Source organism: Moraxella sp. FZLJ2109 (genome assembly GCF_024296965.1).
Taxonomy (GTDB): Bacteria; Pseudomonadota; Gammaproteobacteria; order Pseudomonadales; family Moraxellaceae; genus Moraxella.
Window position 1 is genome coordinate 1,955,283 of the sequence record NZ_CP101112.1, and the last position, 17,859, is coordinate 1,973,141.

The following is a 17,859-nucleotide window of genomic DNA, read 5'->3' on the forward strand; positions in this document are numbered from 1 at the left end:
TTAGTTATCTCCTTTGGCGCTGATTGAGTCGTATTTTGAAATTGTCCATGATGTCAAAATGCTTTCACACCAACAATCAACACCCAAAATTCATATCAAAAATTAGTAAAAACAGTCAATTATTGTGGATCGGCCATGGTTGATTTCACCAAAGTGGCGATGTTTGCCGCTTTTGGCTTGACCAAATAGAACTTACGAACATAATGTTCAAAGTCGCTTAGGATGGTCTGACCCCAGACGCTGCCTGTTTTTTCGACATGAGTTTCGATGATTTTACGCAAATAAATGCGATGTTCTTCGGTTTGCTCGCTTGAGATGCGATGTAGGTCGATCAGCTCGTGGTTGCAGCGGTCGAAGAAATCACCTTGCATATCAAGCACATAAGCAAAGCCACCTGTCATACCTGCACCGAAGTTCAGACCTGTGCGACCCAGTACTGTCACCACACCGCCTGTCATGTATTCACAGCAGTGATCGCCTGCGCCTTCGACGACGGCATGGCTGCCCGAGTTACGCACCGCGAAGCGTTCGCCTGCAGTACCAGCGGCATACAGTGCACCACCAGTTGCACCATATAGACAAGTGTTGCCGATGATGGCAGATTCGCTGGTCTTGATGTGGGCAGTGCGTGGTGGGTAGATGACGATTTCGCCGCCTGCCATGCCTTTACCGACATAGTCGTTGGCATCACCTTCAAGCTCGATGTTCAGACCGCCTGCGTTCCACACACCCAGTGACTGACCTGCAGTACCTGTTAAGTGCAGCTTAATAGGCTTATCGCTCATGCCTAGGTTGCCCCAAGTGGCAGCGATCTCACCTGAGATGCGCGCACCGATTGAGCGATCACAGTTATTGATGCGGTAGCTGTACTCGCCGCCGTAGCCTTTTTTGATGTTGATCGCCATATCGCTGACCATGCGTTCAGCCAGTACGCCTTTGTCAAATGGTTCATTGTTCGCCACTTGGCAAGTGTGCGGCGCACCTTGGGCGCGTGGGTGGCTGTACAGTAGCGGCGTTAGATCCAGATGGTTTTGTTTGCTAGTTTCACCTTCTAGGATTTCTAACAAATCAGTGCGACCGACCAGTTCTTCTAGCGTGCGAACGCCCAGTTTCGCCATCCAGTAGCGCGTTTCCATAGCGACGAATTTGAAGAAGTTAATCAGCATATCTACTTCGCCGATGTAATGCTCTTCGCGCAAGTCGATGCGCTGTGTGGCAACACCAGTTGGGCAGTTGTTCAAGTGGCAGATGCGCAGATATTTACAGCCGACAGCGAGCATTGGTGCCGTACCAAAGCCGAAGCTTTCTGCGCCTAGGATGGCAGCTTTCACCACATCTAGGCCAGTTTTTAGACCGCCGTCCGTTTGGATGCGCACTTTATCACGCAGACCATTGACGCGCAGAGACTGATGTGCTTCAGCCAAGCCTAGCTCCCATGGCGAGCCTGCGTAGTGGATCGATGACAATGGCGATGCCGCTGTACCGCCATCATAGCCTGAGATGGTGATTAGGTCTGCATAAGCCTTGGCAACACCTGTGGCAATCGTACCCACACCAGGACGAGAGACCAGTTTCACTGAAACTAGGGCATTTGGATTGACTTGTTTTAGATCAAAAATCAGCTGCGCCAAATCTTCAATCGAATAAATATCATGATGTGGCGGTGGTGAAATCAGTGTCACGCCCGGTACTGAGTAGCGTAGGCGTGCGATCAAGCCATTGACTTTACCACCCGGTAGCTGACCACCTTCACCTGGTTTTGCACCTTGAGCGATTTTGATCTGTAGGACTTCAGCACTGCGCAGATATGCAGGGGTTACACCGAAGCGACCTGATGCGATTTGCTTGATTTTTGAGTTTTTCAAAGTGCCATAGCGCGCAGGGTCTTCACCGCCTTCACCAGAGTTTGAGCGACCGCCGATGGTATTCATTGCCATTGCGATTGATTCGTGCGCTTCTGGCGATAGTGCGCCGAGTGACATACCTGCTGAGTCAAAGCGCGGTAGGATATTTTCGATGCCTTCGACTTCATCGATGCTGATTTCGCCATCGGTTTTGAGCGATAGCAGGTCGCGGATGGTGGCGACAGGGCGATTATTGACGATGTCAGCGTATTTTTGGTATTCGCTATAATCGCCTGAACGCACTGCTGCGTGTAGTGCGCGCACCACATCAGGGTTGAACGCGTGGTATTCTTTATCAAAGACAAACTTAATCAAGCCGCCTTTATCGATCGGTGTGCGGCGATTAAAGGCATTTTTGGCAAGGATGGCTTGATCGGTTGCCAAATCTTCAAAAGTTGCGCCCTTGATACGGCTTGCCACACCAACAAAGCACAGCTCAACGATTTCTTCTGACAGACCAACAGCTTCAAACAGCTGTGCGCCGCGATAAGATGCAATGGTTGAGATACCCATTTTTGATAGGATTTTTAATAAGCCCTTATCAATGCTCTTACGGAAATTGGCGCGCGCGGTGATGGCGTCGATTTCGATTTCGCCAGTTGCTACCAGATTATCAATCACATCATAAGCAAGGTATGGATAGATACAGGTTGCACCAAAGCCGATCAGTACCGCTGCATGGTGTGGATCGCGTACAAAGCCAGTCTCAACGACGATATTGGCATTGGTGCGCAGACCTTGTTTGATCAGGTAATGATGTACCGCGCCTGTGACCAGTACCGCATTGGCTGGCACTCTGCCTTTGGCGATGTTTTTATCCGATAGGATGATCAAGGTATAGCCACTTTCGATCGCAGCTTTCACATCAGCGCAGATATTTTCGATTGCAGCTTTTAGGCTTAAGTTTTCATCATAATTAAGATCAATGCGACGGCTTAAGAACGCAGGATCTTGCAAGGCTTCTAGCTGCGCCATCTTGCTTGCTGATAGGATCGGTGATGATAAGATGATACGGTGTGCGTCTTTTGCCGACGGGGTGAAGATGTTTGTCTCAGCACCTAGGCAAGTTTGCAAGCTCATCACGATCGATTCGCGCAGTGGGTCGATCGGTGGGTTCGTCACCTGAGCGAACTGCTGACGGAAGAAGTCAGCGACATGGCGAATGTGGCGTGACAGCACTGCCATCGGCGTGTCATCACCCATTGAGCCGACCGCTTCTTGGGCGTTTTCGGCAGCAGGGCGGATGATCTCGGTGCGCTCTTCGCTGGTGATGTGGAACATCTTTTGTAGCGATGCGATGGTGTCAGTGTCTTTGACATCAGCCGCTTGTGCTTTTTCGATAGCTTCGACATCACGGATGCGCATGGCATTTTCGCGCAGCCATTTGCGATATGGATGGGCTTTTTTCAAGATGGTTGCGATGGTCTTGGTGTCCATGATCTGACCGCTGTGGGTGTCGATGACCAGCATTTGACCTGGGCCGATACGACCTTTGCCAGTGACATCTTCAGGGGCATAATCCCAAGTACCGACTTCTGATGCAACGGTGATGTAGCCATTCTTGGTCGTAACCCAGCGAGATGGACGCAAGCCGTTGCGGTCAAGCATACACACTGCATAGCGACCATCTTGGATTACAAGACCTGCAGGGCCGTCCCACGCTTCCATGTGCTGTGAATAAAATTCATAAAATGCACGCAAATCCATGTCCATGCTATCGACATTTTGCCACGCTGGTGGCACAAGGATGCTCATCGCATGGAATAGGCTCATGCCACCATTCATCAAGACTTCTAGCATATTATCAAGGCTAGATGAGTCAGAACCTGTGGTATTAACCAGTGGCGCAAGCTGCTGTAGGCTTGGCAGTTTGTCGGTTTTTAGTTTTGGTGTGCGTGCCACAGACCAGTTGCGGTTACCTGTGATGGTGTTCAATTCACCATTGTGCGCAAGGTAGCGGAACGGCTGAGCCAGTGGCCATTTTGGTAGGGTGTTGGTCGAGAAGCGTTGGTGGAACACGACAATGTGCGATGCCAAGCGTTCATCTTGCAGATCCAAGAAGAAATTTGGCAAATCGGCAGGCATCACAAGACCTTTATAGATCACAGTTTGGCAGTTGAGCGCAGTGACATAGAACAGCTCATCATCTGTTAGGGCAAGCTCAGCTTTTTTGCGTGCGACGAACAGCTTGCGATTGAACACTTCAGCAGGCATATCGCTTGGCGCATTGACGAAAATTTGCTTAAAATCAGGCAGGCTTTCGCGAGCGATTTCACCGACGATGTCAAGATTGACAGGCACATCACGCCAGCCAGCGACGCTCAGCTCTTCAGCGATGATGGCGTCATTAAAGACTTTAATGCTGTGTGCAGCTTTGTCTTTGTCCAGATTAACAAACACTGTGCCGACCGCGAAATTTTCAGATAGTTCAAAGCCCAATTCTTTGGCTACCGCCTTAAAAAACCCTTCAGGCTTAGCAATCAACAGGCCGCAGCCATCACCAGTTTTGCCATCAGCAGCGACACCACCACGGTGCGTCATGCAGCTGAGTGAATGAATGGCGGTCTTGACTAGGTCGTGGCTTGGCATCCCTTCGACATGGGCAATCAAACCAAAACCGCAGTTATCAGAAAAATCATTTGGGCTTGCCAAATGGCTGGTGGAGCTGATCATTGACATGGCTTATCCTTTTAAAAAACCAAGCAAAACGCTTGGAAAATGGCAAAACTGAGTAACGCTTGGCTTGTCCTTGTTATTATCGCTAACATCACTCTGTACAAAGTCGCGCGCTAGCATTATTTTGTATAAAATTCATACAAAAATCAGGGCAGGCACTGACGACATCGGATATATTATACTTTTTTTTATAAAAAATCTAGTTTTCATTTGAATTTATTATGTCTATATCATTTTTTATGATAAATAGGGCGATATTTAAAAATAATCGTGAAAAAACTTGCAGTTATCAAGGATATAAGCAAAGGATTGGTTGGGTAAAATTTGGGCGGTCTTATGCAAATGTGTAAAAATTTGCTATACTTACTCACCATCTTAACTTGTCAAAGATCTTGAAAAACCGCCAGGTGGTTATATTATTTGATAAGTTAATTTTACGATAAATACCTTGAAGGAAAATTATATGAGTATCACACCAACCGATCATCAGCGCCGTATTATTTATCAAGCGCGCCGCGGACTTAAGGAGCTGGATTACTACATCGATCCTTATGTCAAAACTACATATCTGACTGCCGATAGCGATGAGCAAGCGGCATTTGAGACTATGCTGACCTATGAAGATCCCGATTTGCTGCTGTTTTTTATGGATCAGGCTAAGCCTGCAGAGACGGCGGTGGCGGAGCTGATCGCTAAGATGAAGCAGCTGAAACACGGTGCTTGATAGTGGTGTCAAATACCTGCGTTGCTGGCTATAATGTTCATGGATAAGTAATAATGACTGGTGGCGCACAAGCTTTTACCAATGCCAAAAAAGCCATCGCGATTGATCTGCACCTAGTAAACAGCCGCCATGCTTGGCTGATGTGGCTTGGCGTGGCGGGGCTTGTGTGGCTGATTTGTGCCATCGTATCGCTTGCGTGGTGGCAGTGGTTGATTTTATTTATCGTCAGTATCGGTGCTAGCGTGTGGCACGCGGCTGTGCGCTCATCTATACCTATTAAGATTGTTGCTGATAATTTGGATGGCATTTGGCTGTTGCAGCTGCCACAGAATAAAGCGGATAAAAATCGCGATAAGCCATTGATTTATCAAGCGTATTTTGATGAATGTCGCTTGGTGGATTTAGGATTAACTCAGGTGATTGTGCTGAAATTTTTCGTCGTCATTCCTGTTAAGACGCCACTTACGGTGGTGATTTATGCCGATCAATTAAGCGCGCAAGCCTTTGGGCAACTTGTGGTACTGTCTCGTTTTGTGGGTAAGAATACCGGCTGAACAATCAAGGGCATATGCGATACGCCTGTACGCAACAGTTTCATTAATCAAATTCAGTAATATCAGCATTGATGGAGTTTTTTACCAAAACCACTTTTTCCAATGTCGCACAAATCATTACACAATTGCCATAGAACTGGCAGGTGGCTTTGTTTAAGATAGTATCGTTGTATTATTGTAGAGTAATTTTATTAAGGAAATCTTATGAGTCTATTACAAAGCATTGTCACTGAAGTCATCAAAAATGCCGCACAATCACAGCAGTCGCAGCAGCAAGCCCAAGGCGGTTTGGGTGGTCTGTTGGGCGGCTTGGCAGGTGCGATGAGTCAAGGTCAGTCTAATCAGGGCATGGGTGGCGTTTTGGGTGGGGTGCTTGGTTCGGTATTGGGCGGTCAGTCATCACAAGCACAAGGCTTGGATGCGATTTTGGGTGGTCTGCTTGGTGGTCAAAAAACCAATGCCAGCCCAACCGATTTGGGCGGTATCTTAGCTAGTGTGCTGGGCGGCGGCAATCAAGGCGCGCAAGGCGGCATGAATAAAAGCGCGCTACTGCTTGCGCTATTGCCAATCGTACTGACTTTTATCCAAAAAAATGGCGGCCTGTCGGGTGTTTTGGGTAAATTTAGCAGCAGCGGCATGAATAACCAAGCGCAATCATGGGTAAATATCGATACCGATAATGATGGCATCGATGCAGGTGATATTCAGCGTCTGTTTGGCGAGAGTGAAATCCAAGCGGCGTGCGCGCAAACAGGTGCAAGCCAAGATCAAGTTTGCCAAGGTATCGCCGAGCTATTGCCGCAGGTGATGAATGATCTGACCCCACAAGGTGACTTAAGCACCGAGCAAGAAGCTAATGATGAAATCGCGCAAATCCTAGCGCAGATCAAAGCTAATAAATATTGATTGATTTTCAATAAGACATCAAAGCAGCCGAGTTACATCAGCTGCTTTTTTTGTGCCTAAAATTCGCCCAAAACCTTGCAACTTAGCTTAAGATTGGCGATAATGGCGTGATTTTTATGATAAGGATAAGCCTATGCCAAATCTTGCTTTATTTGATCTTGACATGACAATGCTCAATGTCGATAGCGATCACAGTTGGGGGCAGTTCATCGTTGAAAAAGGCTTGGTGGATGCCAAAGTCTATGCCGATGCCAATGATAAATTTTATCAAGATTATATCGCTGGCACGCTGGATGCGGTGGAATATAATGAATTTGTTGCGGCATTTTTGCATACGCAGAAGATGGCGGATTTGGATGTATATCGTCAAGAATATCTAAACACTTGGATCAAGCCAAATATGCGACCTAAGGCAATCGAGCAAATCAAAAAGCATCGAGATAATGGCGATGTCGTCGTGGTAATCAGCGCAACCAATGACTTTGTGGTTGTGCCGATTGCCAATCTTTTTGGGGTGGATAGTGTGCATACTTTAGCCACGCGCCTTGAAGTGGTGGATAATCACTATACAGGTAAAGTCGCCGATCGTCCGAATTTTAAAGATGGTAAGATTTATCATCTACAAAACTTGATCAAAGCTTATGCAGACAAGGGCGTGGCATTTGATAAGCTCATCGCCTATTCAGATTCAAAAAATGACTTGCCATTGTTAAGTTTCGCTGATGAAGCAGTTTGCGTGACACCTGATGCGATTTTAAAAGAACACGCACAAAATAACGACTGGCAAATCGTCGATTGGTCAATGTAAGCTTAATGTGGTTTGGCTGTAGCTTTCATGTACCTTATGATGGCAAATGGTCGCCAAAATTGCTATAATAGCCTGTTTTAAATTGATACATTATTGGAGTCATCATGGAAATCGCCGTTTATCAAGAGCAAATCAAAGACCTAGCCGCTCGCGGTCAAGAACTTCGGGGGTATCTTTGACTTCGAAGGCAAAAAAGAACGCCTAGAAGAAGTCAATCTGGAGCTTGAAAATCCTGAGCTTTGGAATAATCCTGAACTTGCCACTAAGATTAGCAAAGAAAAATCTGTGCTTGATGGCATCATCGGCGTGATCGAAGGCTTGGATGTTAGCCTAGATGATGCGGCAGCAATGCTTGAGCTTGCGGTGGAAGCTGAAGATGAAAGCTTACTGGATGATGTGCAAGCAGAGCTGGATGCGGCGCGCGCGAAAGTGGAAGATTTGGAATTTAAGCGAATGTTCAGCGGCGAGATGGACGCCAATAACTGCTATTTGGATATCCAAGCAGGCTCGGGTGGTACAGAAGCGCAAGACTGGTCACAGATGCTGCTGCGTATGTATCTGCGCTGGTGCGAGAGTCACGGCTTTAAGGCAGATGTGATGGAAGTGTCTGAAGGTGGCGTGGCGGGCATTAAGTCTGCGACGATCCATGTCAAGGGTGATTATGCCTTTGGTTGGCTGCGTACCGAGATCGGCGTGCATCGTTTGGTGCGTAAGTCGCCATTTGATAGTAATAATGGTCGCCATACTTCGTTTGCGGCGGTGTTTGTCTCGCCTGAGATTGATGATAATGTCGAAATCGACATCAATCCTGCCGATCTGCGTATCGATACCTATCGCTCAAGCGGCGCAGGCGGTCAGCATGTCAATACCACAGACTCTGCAGTGCGTATTACTCACCAACCAACGGGCGTGGTCGTGGCGTGTCAGAACGAACGCTCACAGCACGCCAACAAAGACACGGCGATGAAAATGTTGCGTGCCAAGCTGTATGAACTAGAAATGCAAAAACGCATGGAAAAGCAGCAGGCACTTGAAGACAGCAAATCGGACATCGGCTGGGGCAGTCAGATTCGCTCGTATGTGCTGGATGATTCACGCATCAAGGATTTGCGCACTGGTGTTGAGACTTCAAACACAGGTGCGGTGCTTGATGGTGATTTGGATAAGTTTATCGAAGCGAGCTTGAAAGCGGGGCTGTGATTGTTGTTGCTTGTTAAGAAAAACCGCATCTGAAGAAGGTGTGGTTTTCTATATGGTCAGTCGAATTGCTTGTTGTTATATTTACATAGAAAGTCTGATTGCAAGTTGGGATGAATGATTCTTCAACCCAACCGACTCACACCTGCACCCTTAATAATGCTTGCTCCATTGGCAGATTTTTCGATGATGATCTGCGTTTCGATGCGTTCTTTTAAGCTTGCGACATGACTGATGATGCCGATGCTTTTGCCGTTTTGTTGAAGTTCAAATAAAGTATTGAGCGCCATTTCCAGTGCATCTTCATCGAGTGTACCAAAGCCTTCGTCTAAGAATAGCGACTCAATTTGCACTTTTTGGCTATTGATCTGAGATAATCCAAGTGCCAGTGCAAGGCTTACGATGAAAGTCTCACCACCTGATAGGTTCTTACTACTGCGAATGGCATCGCCTTGATATAGGTCGGTGACAAGTATCTCAAGGGCTTTGGCGTGTTCGCCATCATGAATCAGTACATAGCGATCAGTCATCTTGCCAAGGATTTGATTGGCATGATGTAGCACCAAATCCAGTGTCAAGCCTTGCACAAAATTGCGATATTTCTTACCATCTGCCGAGCCGATCAACGCATCAAGCTTTGCCCAAACGGCTGTATTTTCATTGTGTAATTCGATCTGATTGATAAGATCAGCTTGATAACTGCGATTGATGTCTTCTTGCTGTTTTTTGTTGGTAAGATTGCCAATTAGCTGATTTAATTGTGCTAACTGATCGCTGATGGTTTGTTCTTTGGCGCTTAATTCATCTGCAGATAGTGTAATAATATCAGGATTATTTTGCTTAAGCTGCGATAATTTGTCAGCGATGTTGTGTAAATAATTTTCAGAATTATGCAGGGTTTTATTTAATTCATCTGAGCGATTTTGTAGCGTTTCTAGCTCTTGCGTATCCAATAAAGCAAATAAAAAGTCTGCCTGTGATGTAAAAGGCGATGTACTTAATGCCTGTTCAAAACCCGCCATGGCTTGCTCAAGATTTTGCATCATCTCATCAAGTAAGGTCGTGACGGTATTGATGGTGCTGATTGCAGTTTGCTGATCCAGTGCCAGCTGCTGTTGAAGCTCGGTTTGTTTGTTTAACTCATCTCGTAGTTCGGTGATTTTCTTTTGATATTCGCTTTCTACTGCATCGACTGATTGCTCTGCAAATAGCGTTGTGCGTTCTTGTTTTAGTGCATTGATGGCTTGGCTTTGAGTATCAATCTCATTAGATTGAGCCTTGACGATAGGCTCTAAGCGTGCGATTTGCTCAAGCTGATTTTGTTCTAAGGTATTGATTTTAATAAGTTTATTATTAAGTTCTTGATGTTTGTTTTGTAAAGCGTGAATAGTGCTTTGCTGCTCTTGTAGTGTCATAAGCGTCTGATTGAGCACATCGGCAAGCTGATGGCTTAAGCCGTCATCAAGCTTAAAAATAGCAGGTAAATCATCACTGGTCAGTAAGCGAATGGCATTCGTATCTTGGGTGTCGATATGGGGCTGTGTTTGAATATTATGACTGGTATTAGACAAATAATTTTGTAATTGAATTAATAAATCTTGATCTTTGAATATCGATAGTGCACCAAAATTTTTCAGCAAAGAATCCGCAGAATTAAGATGTGAGTCAAGCTTGGATTGTAATTGGTAAAATCCTTGTAATTCATGCACAATGGCAAGTTGCAGCTGTTCAGCACTTTGGATTTGAGTATTGTGAGTAATTTGTAGCTTTTCTTGATGGTGAAGAGCTTGTGACAGTTCGCGAAGTTGTGCATCTGCCTGCTGAATAATTTGTGCTTGCTGCACAATTTTCTGCTGATATTGCTGATGAAATTCACCAAACTGTGAATGATTTGGCAGTGTATCATATGGTAAGTCTTGCACCAAGTCTTGTGGTAAAGTGGCCCATGATTGATTCAATTGATGCATCAGTTGATTGGACTTATTGCGTAGTTGATCTACATTATTTTTCTTATTGTTTAATAGGGTCAGCAGGGCGTAGTGCTGCTTTTCAAGTGACGATTTTTGCTGCACTATATCATTGAGTTTTACTTGCTGATCATCAAGTGCTTGCTTTGCTTGCAGAGCTTGTGTGCCGTCGAGATAATTTGGCAAAGACTTGTAGGGATGTTCTGTTGCACCGCATAAAGGACAAGGATCGCCATCGTTGAGCTCATCAAAATGCGCTTTCATATGTAAGATTTGCTTATGAAGCTCATGATTTTCTACTAGGCTATGATACAGTTTTTCAGCATCAAGATATGATGCGGTGATGGCATCAAGCTCAGAGCTTAACGCCTTAAGCTCATGCTGATTTTGAGTTAGTTGTACTTGTAAATCTTGTAATTCAGCATTTAATGGCTCATGCTGCAGATACAGCTGAGCTATGGCGGTTAGTTGTTGCTCAGACTGCTGTGCCTGACGGTGTGTATTTTTAATATCATCGATATAATTTGATAGACTTTGATAATCCCATGCATTATCCGAATCTTGAGCTTTAATATCAAGTATATCTACAATATTTTCAGTCAAATTATCAGCATCAAGCTTATGCTTCTCAAGCAGTAATTTGGTTTGTTTAAAATCTGCACGCAGCTGATTTCTTTGATTAAGAAGCTGAATAAGATTGGTATGAGCGGATTGCTGCTGTGTATAAATCTCATCGGTATCGCTTAGTACGCGCTGATATTGCTCTTGACCAAGAGTGAGTGTGTTAAGAATTTTTTCATGATTATTATGGTCAAATGCACTCAGCTGCTCTGTAATATTATTGAGCTGATTTTGGGTATCGGTTTTGGTTTGTTGGGTATTGGCGAGCGCTTGCTGTGTATTTTGTAGAGTGGTGCAATTGTCTTGATGGGTTTGTTTGATGGTGTCTAGTTTTGCTATATCCACCACAAGCTGCTGATCAAGGCTGCGCACTTTCGCAAGCACAGGCTTGATTTCATCGAATGCTGTGATATTTTCTTGCAAAGATGCTTGTAGATTTTCCTTGATTTTATTGGCAGATTGATAAGTTGATTTTAATAAAGGTAGCTTATCATTGAGTGCGTTTAGCTCATTGGTTTTTTGCTGCTGTTGGTTGTTCAGGTCTTGAAATTTTTGATACAGCGGTTCAAGTGACTGTGCGCTCTTGGCAAGATCCAGCTTTTTTTGTTCGTTAGCAAAGGCTGCTACATCCTGCAGGGCTTTTTGATGTTGATCCCGCCAATGTTTTTCCTCTTTGATATATTCTTGATATTGTTTAAATTCTCTTAATTGCTCACTGCAAGCCTTTAGATCATTTTCAAGCGTGGTTTTTTGTTGATTGGACTGATTGATTTCGCTTAATAATAATTCATAGGCATCAGTACCCAAAAGCTTGACTTCACCAAGCTTGGTATTCAGCTCTTTTAAATGTGTGGTCAGGGATTTGTGCTTTTCAAAAACTGCCTGCCCGATACTGGCATAGATCTGCGTGCCAGTGATTTGCTCAAGAATTTCACCGCGTTTTTCGGCATCAGATTGTAGAAAAGCTGCAAAATTCCCTTGAGCGAGCATTACTGAGCGCGTGAACTGCTCAAGCGTCATGCCTAGGATTTTTTCTATTTTGGCTTTGACAAGGCTTGCTTTTTCTTGTAGGATTTGACCTGCATTGTCATCAGTGGATTTTAATAAAGCAAGTTCGCGCACGGCAGCTTGTAGCTTGCCATCGCTTTTTTGATTGGCGCGGCGCTGTGACCAAAACGCACGGTAGATTTTGCCACCAGTTTGTAGAATAACTTCACTTGAGCAGTATGCCGTACCGATACTCATCAGCTCATTTTGGCTAGGTGAGATTTTCACGCGGGGTGTTTCACCATACAATGCAAGGCAGATGGCATCTAAGATGGTGGTTTTGCCCGCGCCTGTCGCACCCGTGATGGCAAATAGGGCATTGTCATCAAATGCCATGTCTTCAAAGTCAATTTCCCATTTGCCTTTGAGCGAGTTGATGTTTTCAAAGCGTAATTTTAGAATTTTCATACTATTTATAAAAACTTATCAAATAAGGATATTTAAGTATTTTGCCCATCTTCTTCATGGATGTGTCTGACGATTTCTGCATATGCAGCGGTCAGCTCTGATTTCTCAATATCGCTCAGATCGGCAGTTGTCAATCGCTGAGCAAATACATCCATTTCGTTCAGTGTTTCTAAATTAATATGTGCTTGTGTCTGCTTAAGCGTACGATTGCGAATTCTGGGGATTTTGGTAGCAAGTACGCTTAATTGGGAATTTTCAATCAGCTTATCAATGTCGGATTTTAGATTTGGCAATAGCGCCTTGCCAGTATATTCGATCTCAAGATAAATATTAGCATCTAAGGATTTGAGCTGATTGATCGCATCGCTGATTTCATCAAAATCGCCACTAATACGAGCAAGATTTTCAAATACAGGGATGGGCAGCTGATACGCTTGTGAGTCAATTTTATGATTTTTTTCTTGAAAATCAATCACTAAGCATTCTTTAGCACGACCAATTTCACCAAAGCCCATGGCAATCGGCGAGCCACAATAACGAATGTTCTTACGATTTGCGACCATTTGCGCACGATGAATATGCCCTAGAGCGACATAGTCGATGGCAGAATCAAAGATGGTGCCGTTGATTTGTCCCAGTGTACCGATTTGTAACGAGCGCATACCGTCATCATCGGATGATGGGCTAGAGCCTGCCGTGTATAGATGACCTGTGGCGATGATTGGGATGGCTTTTTGATAAGTTTTGCTAATGTGTTGTTGTTTTTCTATCGCAATTTTTGTCAGTGTGTCATAATGATTGGCAACGCCTGCCAATAGCTGCTTATTGCGGTCGATGTCGCTTTGATTGTCGCCACTGCTACGCACATCACGATCACGAAGATAGGGCACAGCGATGATGATGGCGATAGGTTCTTGTTTATCATTATTAAGTACAATCACATTATCGGAAGGATCATGGCTTGGTGTGCCGATGACATGGGTGTTGAGCACGCCAAGCACATCCTTGGTTTTTTGTAGATTGGTCGGTGAGTCATGATTACCTGCAACGATGATGACATGACTAAGATTAGCGCGATAAGTCTTGGCAAGAAATTCATGATATAGATGCTCAGCGCGGTTGCTTGGTGTCATGGTGTCAAAAATATCACCGGCGACAATCAGCACATCGACGGATAATGCTTTCATCTGATCGTGTAGCCAAGCTAAAAATTTTTCAAATTCATCATAGCGCGCTTGATTATATAGCATTTTACCCAGATGCCAATCAGAAGTATGTAGTATTCTTAAATTATTCTTAGGTTTATCAGGAATGCTGTGGCTGGTGTCAAATTCACCAATCAGATGGGTTTTGAGCGTCATGTCCGTATCAGTTTATTATGCTAAAACAAGAAAAAAGACTGCACAAAAGGCAGTCTTTGGATTGGGTCATACCACAGTACGCACGGTTTTGGCGTTATCCAGTGCGGTATATAGGCGATTCACTTCATCGGCAGAAGTCAGGTACAGACTTAGGCGCAGTGAGTGAAAACGACCAGTGCGAGAAGGGCGCACTTGAATGGTGGCGTGATCAAATTCTGGGAAAATCTCCGCCAAAATCAGTTTTACTTCATTAAGAAGTTCTTCACGATGACCTTCATGTCCGATGATGCTCATTGGATAATCCATCGGAAAATTCCACAATTCTGGCGTTTGGATCTCGGTGCGTAGTGGTGTGGTTTGTGTTGTCATGGATGTATTCCTTATAATAGTTTGTTAAGCTGTATATGGGGATTGGTTGGTTGATTTCAAGAGAGACTTAAGCTTGACAAAAAAACCAACCAGTCGGTATCTAAGAAATAAACCCAAAATTGCCTTTGTTTTTCTCACTTTGATAATGCACTTCGTCGATGTTGGTAATCTCCGCCAGTGTTTTTGGCTCTGTCACGACAATGTCTTTGCCTTGTGATGCCAAATACTGATTAGCTTTTTCCACGCTCAAGGTGGTGAATTGATACTCGGCGATCAAGCGTCCGCGGCGCAATAGGGCGTGGTCGATGTCCATGAGATCGGCATTGAAAGTGCAGATAAATTGGCATTCAAGCACATCGGATAAGATGCCATCGGCGATATTTAGAATGGTTGAGACCACATCGGAAGTGTTGCCGCCGCCGACGCGCTCAGCGATGTAATTTTCGCAATCTTCAAGCACCAGTACTGAGTTTTTGTTGTCAATAAGCATACTCATGAACTGCGGTTCGGCAAGCGCACCGATCAGATTGTTCGGCACAAAGATGAAATTTTTATCAGGGACTTGCGCGGTCAGCCATTTGATATAGTTGGTCTTGCCTGAACCTGCCACGCCATGGAGTAGCACCACGCCTTTGTTGCTTTGAGTCAGCTCATCTTTGATCTTGCGATGCACGGGCAAAAAGTCGTCATTGTACATGGTGTTCAAATCAAGGCTCAGTGGCTTGATGCTGTGGGTCTTAAACACCAAATCTTGACCTTCTTTTAATAGCAGCGAAATCTTGGCATCTTGTGAGGTGTATTTGGATAAATAACGGTCAAAAAATTCACGAATTTTGGCAAGATTATCAGCTTTTTGGTTGTCATAGCCCAGTCGAATCACGCTATAAAAACCTGCTTCGATGATGGTCTTGTCATATTCATTGCTCAAATCTTCATTGAGTAATAAGAAAAACTCATACTCTGGGTGATAATAGCACAGCTCGCCTGCATAAAAAATGCCCGTTTGTCCATTATAATGTGCGGTGCTGTAGTCGGTGCATTGTACAAAATCCTTTAAAAATTCTTTTTTGATGACAATATCATCACCACGAAAATTAATCGATGCCATCATCGCGCCGATCAAGCCTTCAAAAGGGTGATTGTCCGCGTTCAGGCGTTCATCGATGCTTTGGCTCTGTAGATGATAGTCACCGTTAATGTGTCGCTCGCTGATGATACGACGCGGTTTGTAATGCTTAGATTGTAAAATTTTCATAAAATATCTGATTTGTAAATTGATTATCTGATAAGATAAAAACTGTTTAGAAAAAACAAGCCTGCCAAAATGACAAGCTTGTAGAGTTCGCCAAACTAAAATTAATCATTTTCCAAGAACGAACGCAAATGCTCTGAGCGCGATGGATGGCGCAGCTTACGCAGGGCTTTGGCTTCAATCTGACGGATACGCTCACGCGTAACATCGAATTGCTTACCGACTTCTTCTAGCGTGTGATCGCTTGGCATATCGATACCGAAGCGCATTTTTAGTACCTTAGCTTCTCTTTCGGTCAGATTATCCAGCACTTCGCGCGTGGCTTCACGCAAGCCTTCAGCGGTCGCGTTCTCAATCGGGCTTGAGATGGTATTATCTTCGATAAAATCACCCAAGTGGCTATCTTCATCATCACCGATCGGCGTCTCCATCGAAATTGGTTCTTTAGCGATTTTTAACACTTTACGGACTTTGGCTTCGTCCATGTCTAGGCGTTCGCCCAACTCTTCAGGTGTCGGCTCGCGACCCATTTCCTGTAGCAGCTGACGGCTGACGCGGTTGATTTTATTGATGGTCTCAATCATATGCACAGGAATACGGATGGTGCGCGCTTGGTCGGCAATCGAGCGAGTGATCGCTTGGCGAATCCACCATGTAGCATAGGTTGAGAATTTATAACCGCGACGGTATTCGAACTTATCCACCGCCTTCATCAAGCCGATGTTGCCTTCTTGGATTAGGTCAAGGAACTGCAAACCACGGTTGGTGTATTTTTTAGCAATGCTAATCACCAGACGCAAGTTGGCTTCGACCATATCCTTCTTGGCGCGGCGGGCTTTGGCTTCACCGATTGCCATTTGGCGCGCGACAGCTTTCATGTCACGGATGTCCATTTTTAGGGCAAGTTCGTGTGCTAGGATTTTTTCTTGTAGGGCAACGACATCTTTTTCGATTTTTGCCAAGGTCTCAGCAAAAGCAGGTTTGCCATCAATACGATGAGCAAGCCACTCGACATTGGTTTCGTTGCTTGGGAAAGTTTTCTTAAATTCTTCTAAAGGCATCTTGCCACGGCGAATCACCAATTTCATGATGCGGCGTTCGTTCGCGCGGACATCTTCATAGACTTCGCGCATCAATTCCATCACTTGATCTGACAAGCGATTGTTAAGCTTGATTAGCATAAAGCGGTTAGCAAGCTCATCTTCGGCAGCTTTAGCCTGTTTGCTACCACGACCGTGTTTTTCAAGTACGGCTTGCGTCTTGTCATACAAAGCTTGCAGCTCTTCAAAGCGTGTGCGCACTTCTTCAGGGTCAAGGTTTGAATCATCAGCATCAGCATCCATTGGTGTATCACCGTCATCATCTTCGCTGTCATCGTCCAGATCATCGATCTCAGGTGCGTCAGCTTTTGGTGTGTCAAGCTCCAATTCTGCATCGTCATTGAGTTCAAATTCGGTGTCTTCTAGGCTCAAAAAGCCTGATACGACATCAGAAATTTTCTTCTCACCATCAAGCACTTGTTGATATTCATCTAAGACTAGCTTAACAGTACCCGGCCAATATGCCATGATATACTGCACTTCGCGTGTGCCTTCTTCGATACGCTTGGCGATACCGATTTCACCTTCGCGCGTCAGCAGATCAACCGTGCCCATCTCGCGCATATACATACGCACAGGATCGGTGGTACGCCCCGGTTCAGTCTCAACCGATGCCAATACCGCCGCCGCTTCATCGGCCGCCATGTCGTCATCACTGCCGCCATCGGCAAGCAAAATGTCATCGTCATCTGGGGCGACTTCAAAGACCTGAATGCCGACATCGGTCAGCATTTGAATGATGTCTTCGATTTGGTCGCTTTCGGTCACCGAGTCGGGCAGTTGGTCATTGACTTCGGCATAGGTCAAATAGCCTTGTTCTTTGCCAAGGCGAATCAGCTCTGCAAGCTGTGATGATGATTCTGGGTAATCTTCGCTGCCTGTGGTGGTCTCGTTGATCATGATGTGCTCTTTTTGTCGTGGCAAAAGGGGTAAACAATGAATTATACCGCTGTTTGGGTATGGAT

General features: G+C 45.0%; 11 protein-coding genes. 5 read left to right on the top strand and 6 right to left on the bottom strand.

The genetic code is table 11. The features are described 5' to 3' along the window. Positions 1-119 precede the first annotated feature (119 nt). Positions 120-4,583: a glutamate synthase large subunit gene (gene gltB / locus NKU06_RS09355; RefSeq protein ID WP_254730306.1), complete on the bottom strand. Its 4,464-nt coding sequence runs from the start codon at positions 4,581-4,583 to the stop codon at positions 120-122. Positions 4,584-5,043: 460 nt separating this feature from the next. Here gltB and NKU06_RS09360 point away from each other — a divergent pair, with 460 nt between their 5' ends. From NKU06_RS09360 to prfB, 5 genes are all read left to right on the top strand, one after another. Beyond that, a complete protein-coding gene (locus tag NKU06_RS09360) occupies positions 5,044-5,304 on the top strand; it encodes a succinate dehydrogenase assembly factor 2 (RefSeq protein ID WP_253223435.1) in 261 nt (86 codons plus the stop codon). 53 nt (positions 5,305-5,357) lie between these two features. After that, positions 5,358-5,858 (top strand): hypothetical protein, encoded by a 501-nt coding sequence (locus NKU06_RS09365; protein WP_254730309.1) that lies wholly within the window; start codon positions 5,358-5,360, stop codon positions 5,856-5,858. A gap of 204 nt (positions 5,859-6,062) precedes the next feature. Then, the gene (locus NKU06_RS09370) at positions 6,063-6,764 is read left to right on the top strand and encodes a YidB family protein (protein WP_254730312.1); all 702 of its coding nucleotides are present in this window, start codon (positions 6,063-6,065) and stop codon (positions 6,762-6,764) included. A 133-nt stretch (positions 6,765-6,897) separates the two neighbouring features. Beyond that, positions 6,898-7,572 (top strand): HAD family phosphatase, encoded by a 675-nt coding sequence (locus NKU06_RS09375; protein ID WP_253223438.1) that lies wholly within the window; start codon positions 6,898-6,900, stop codon positions 7,570-7,572. Positions 7,573-7,676: 104 nt separating this feature from the next. Beyond that, positions 7,677-8,772, top strand: a protein-coding gene (prfB, locus tag NKU06_RS09380; protein WP_253223439.1) for a peptide chain release factor 2 whose coding sequence is annotated in 2 segments (ribosomal slippage) — positions 7,677-7,748 and positions 7,750-8,772 — 1,095 coding nt in all. Because the reading frame shifts where the segments join, the coding sequence is not laid out codon by codon here. A 122-nt stretch (positions 8,773-8,894) separates the two neighbouring features. Here prfB and NKU06_RS09385 read toward each other — a convergent pair. The 5 genes from NKU06_RS09385 to rpoD all read right to left on the bottom strand — a co-directional run bounded on the left by NKU06_RS09385 (position 8,895) and on the right by rpoD (position 17,794). Beyond that, positions 8,895-12,812, bottom strand: a complete 3,918-nt coding sequence (locus NKU06_RS09385; RefSeq protein WP_254730315.1) for an AAA family ATPase — start codon at positions 12,810-12,812, stop codon at positions 8,895-8,897. 32 nt (positions 12,813-12,844) lie between these two features. Beyond that, a complete protein-coding gene (locus NKU06_RS09390; protein ID WP_254730319.1) occupies positions 12,845-14,173 on the bottom strand; it encodes an exonuclease SbcCD subunit D C-terminal domain-containing protein in 1,329 nt (442 codons plus the stop codon). 66 nt (positions 14,174-14,239) lie between these two features. Continuing rightward, positions 14,240-14,542 (bottom strand): YbeD family protein, encoded by a 303-nt coding sequence (locus NKU06_RS09395; RefSeq protein WP_253223442.1) that lies wholly within the window; start codon positions 14,540-14,542, stop codon positions 14,240-14,242. A gap of 100 nt (positions 14,543-14,642) precedes the next feature. Continuing rightward, positions 14,643-15,797, bottom strand: a complete 1,155-nt coding sequence (locus tag NKU06_RS09400) for an AAA family ATPase (RefSeq protein WP_254730323.1) — start codon at positions 15,795-15,797, stop codon at positions 14,643-14,645. A 101-nt stretch (positions 15,798-15,898) separates the two neighbouring features. After that, entirely contained in the window at positions 15,899-17,794 is a 1,896-nt protein-coding gene (gene rpoD / locus NKU06_RS09405; RefSeq protein ID WP_254730326.1) for an RNA polymerase sigma factor RpoD, read from the bottom strand. Positions 17,795-17,859: the final 65 nt, after the last annotated feature.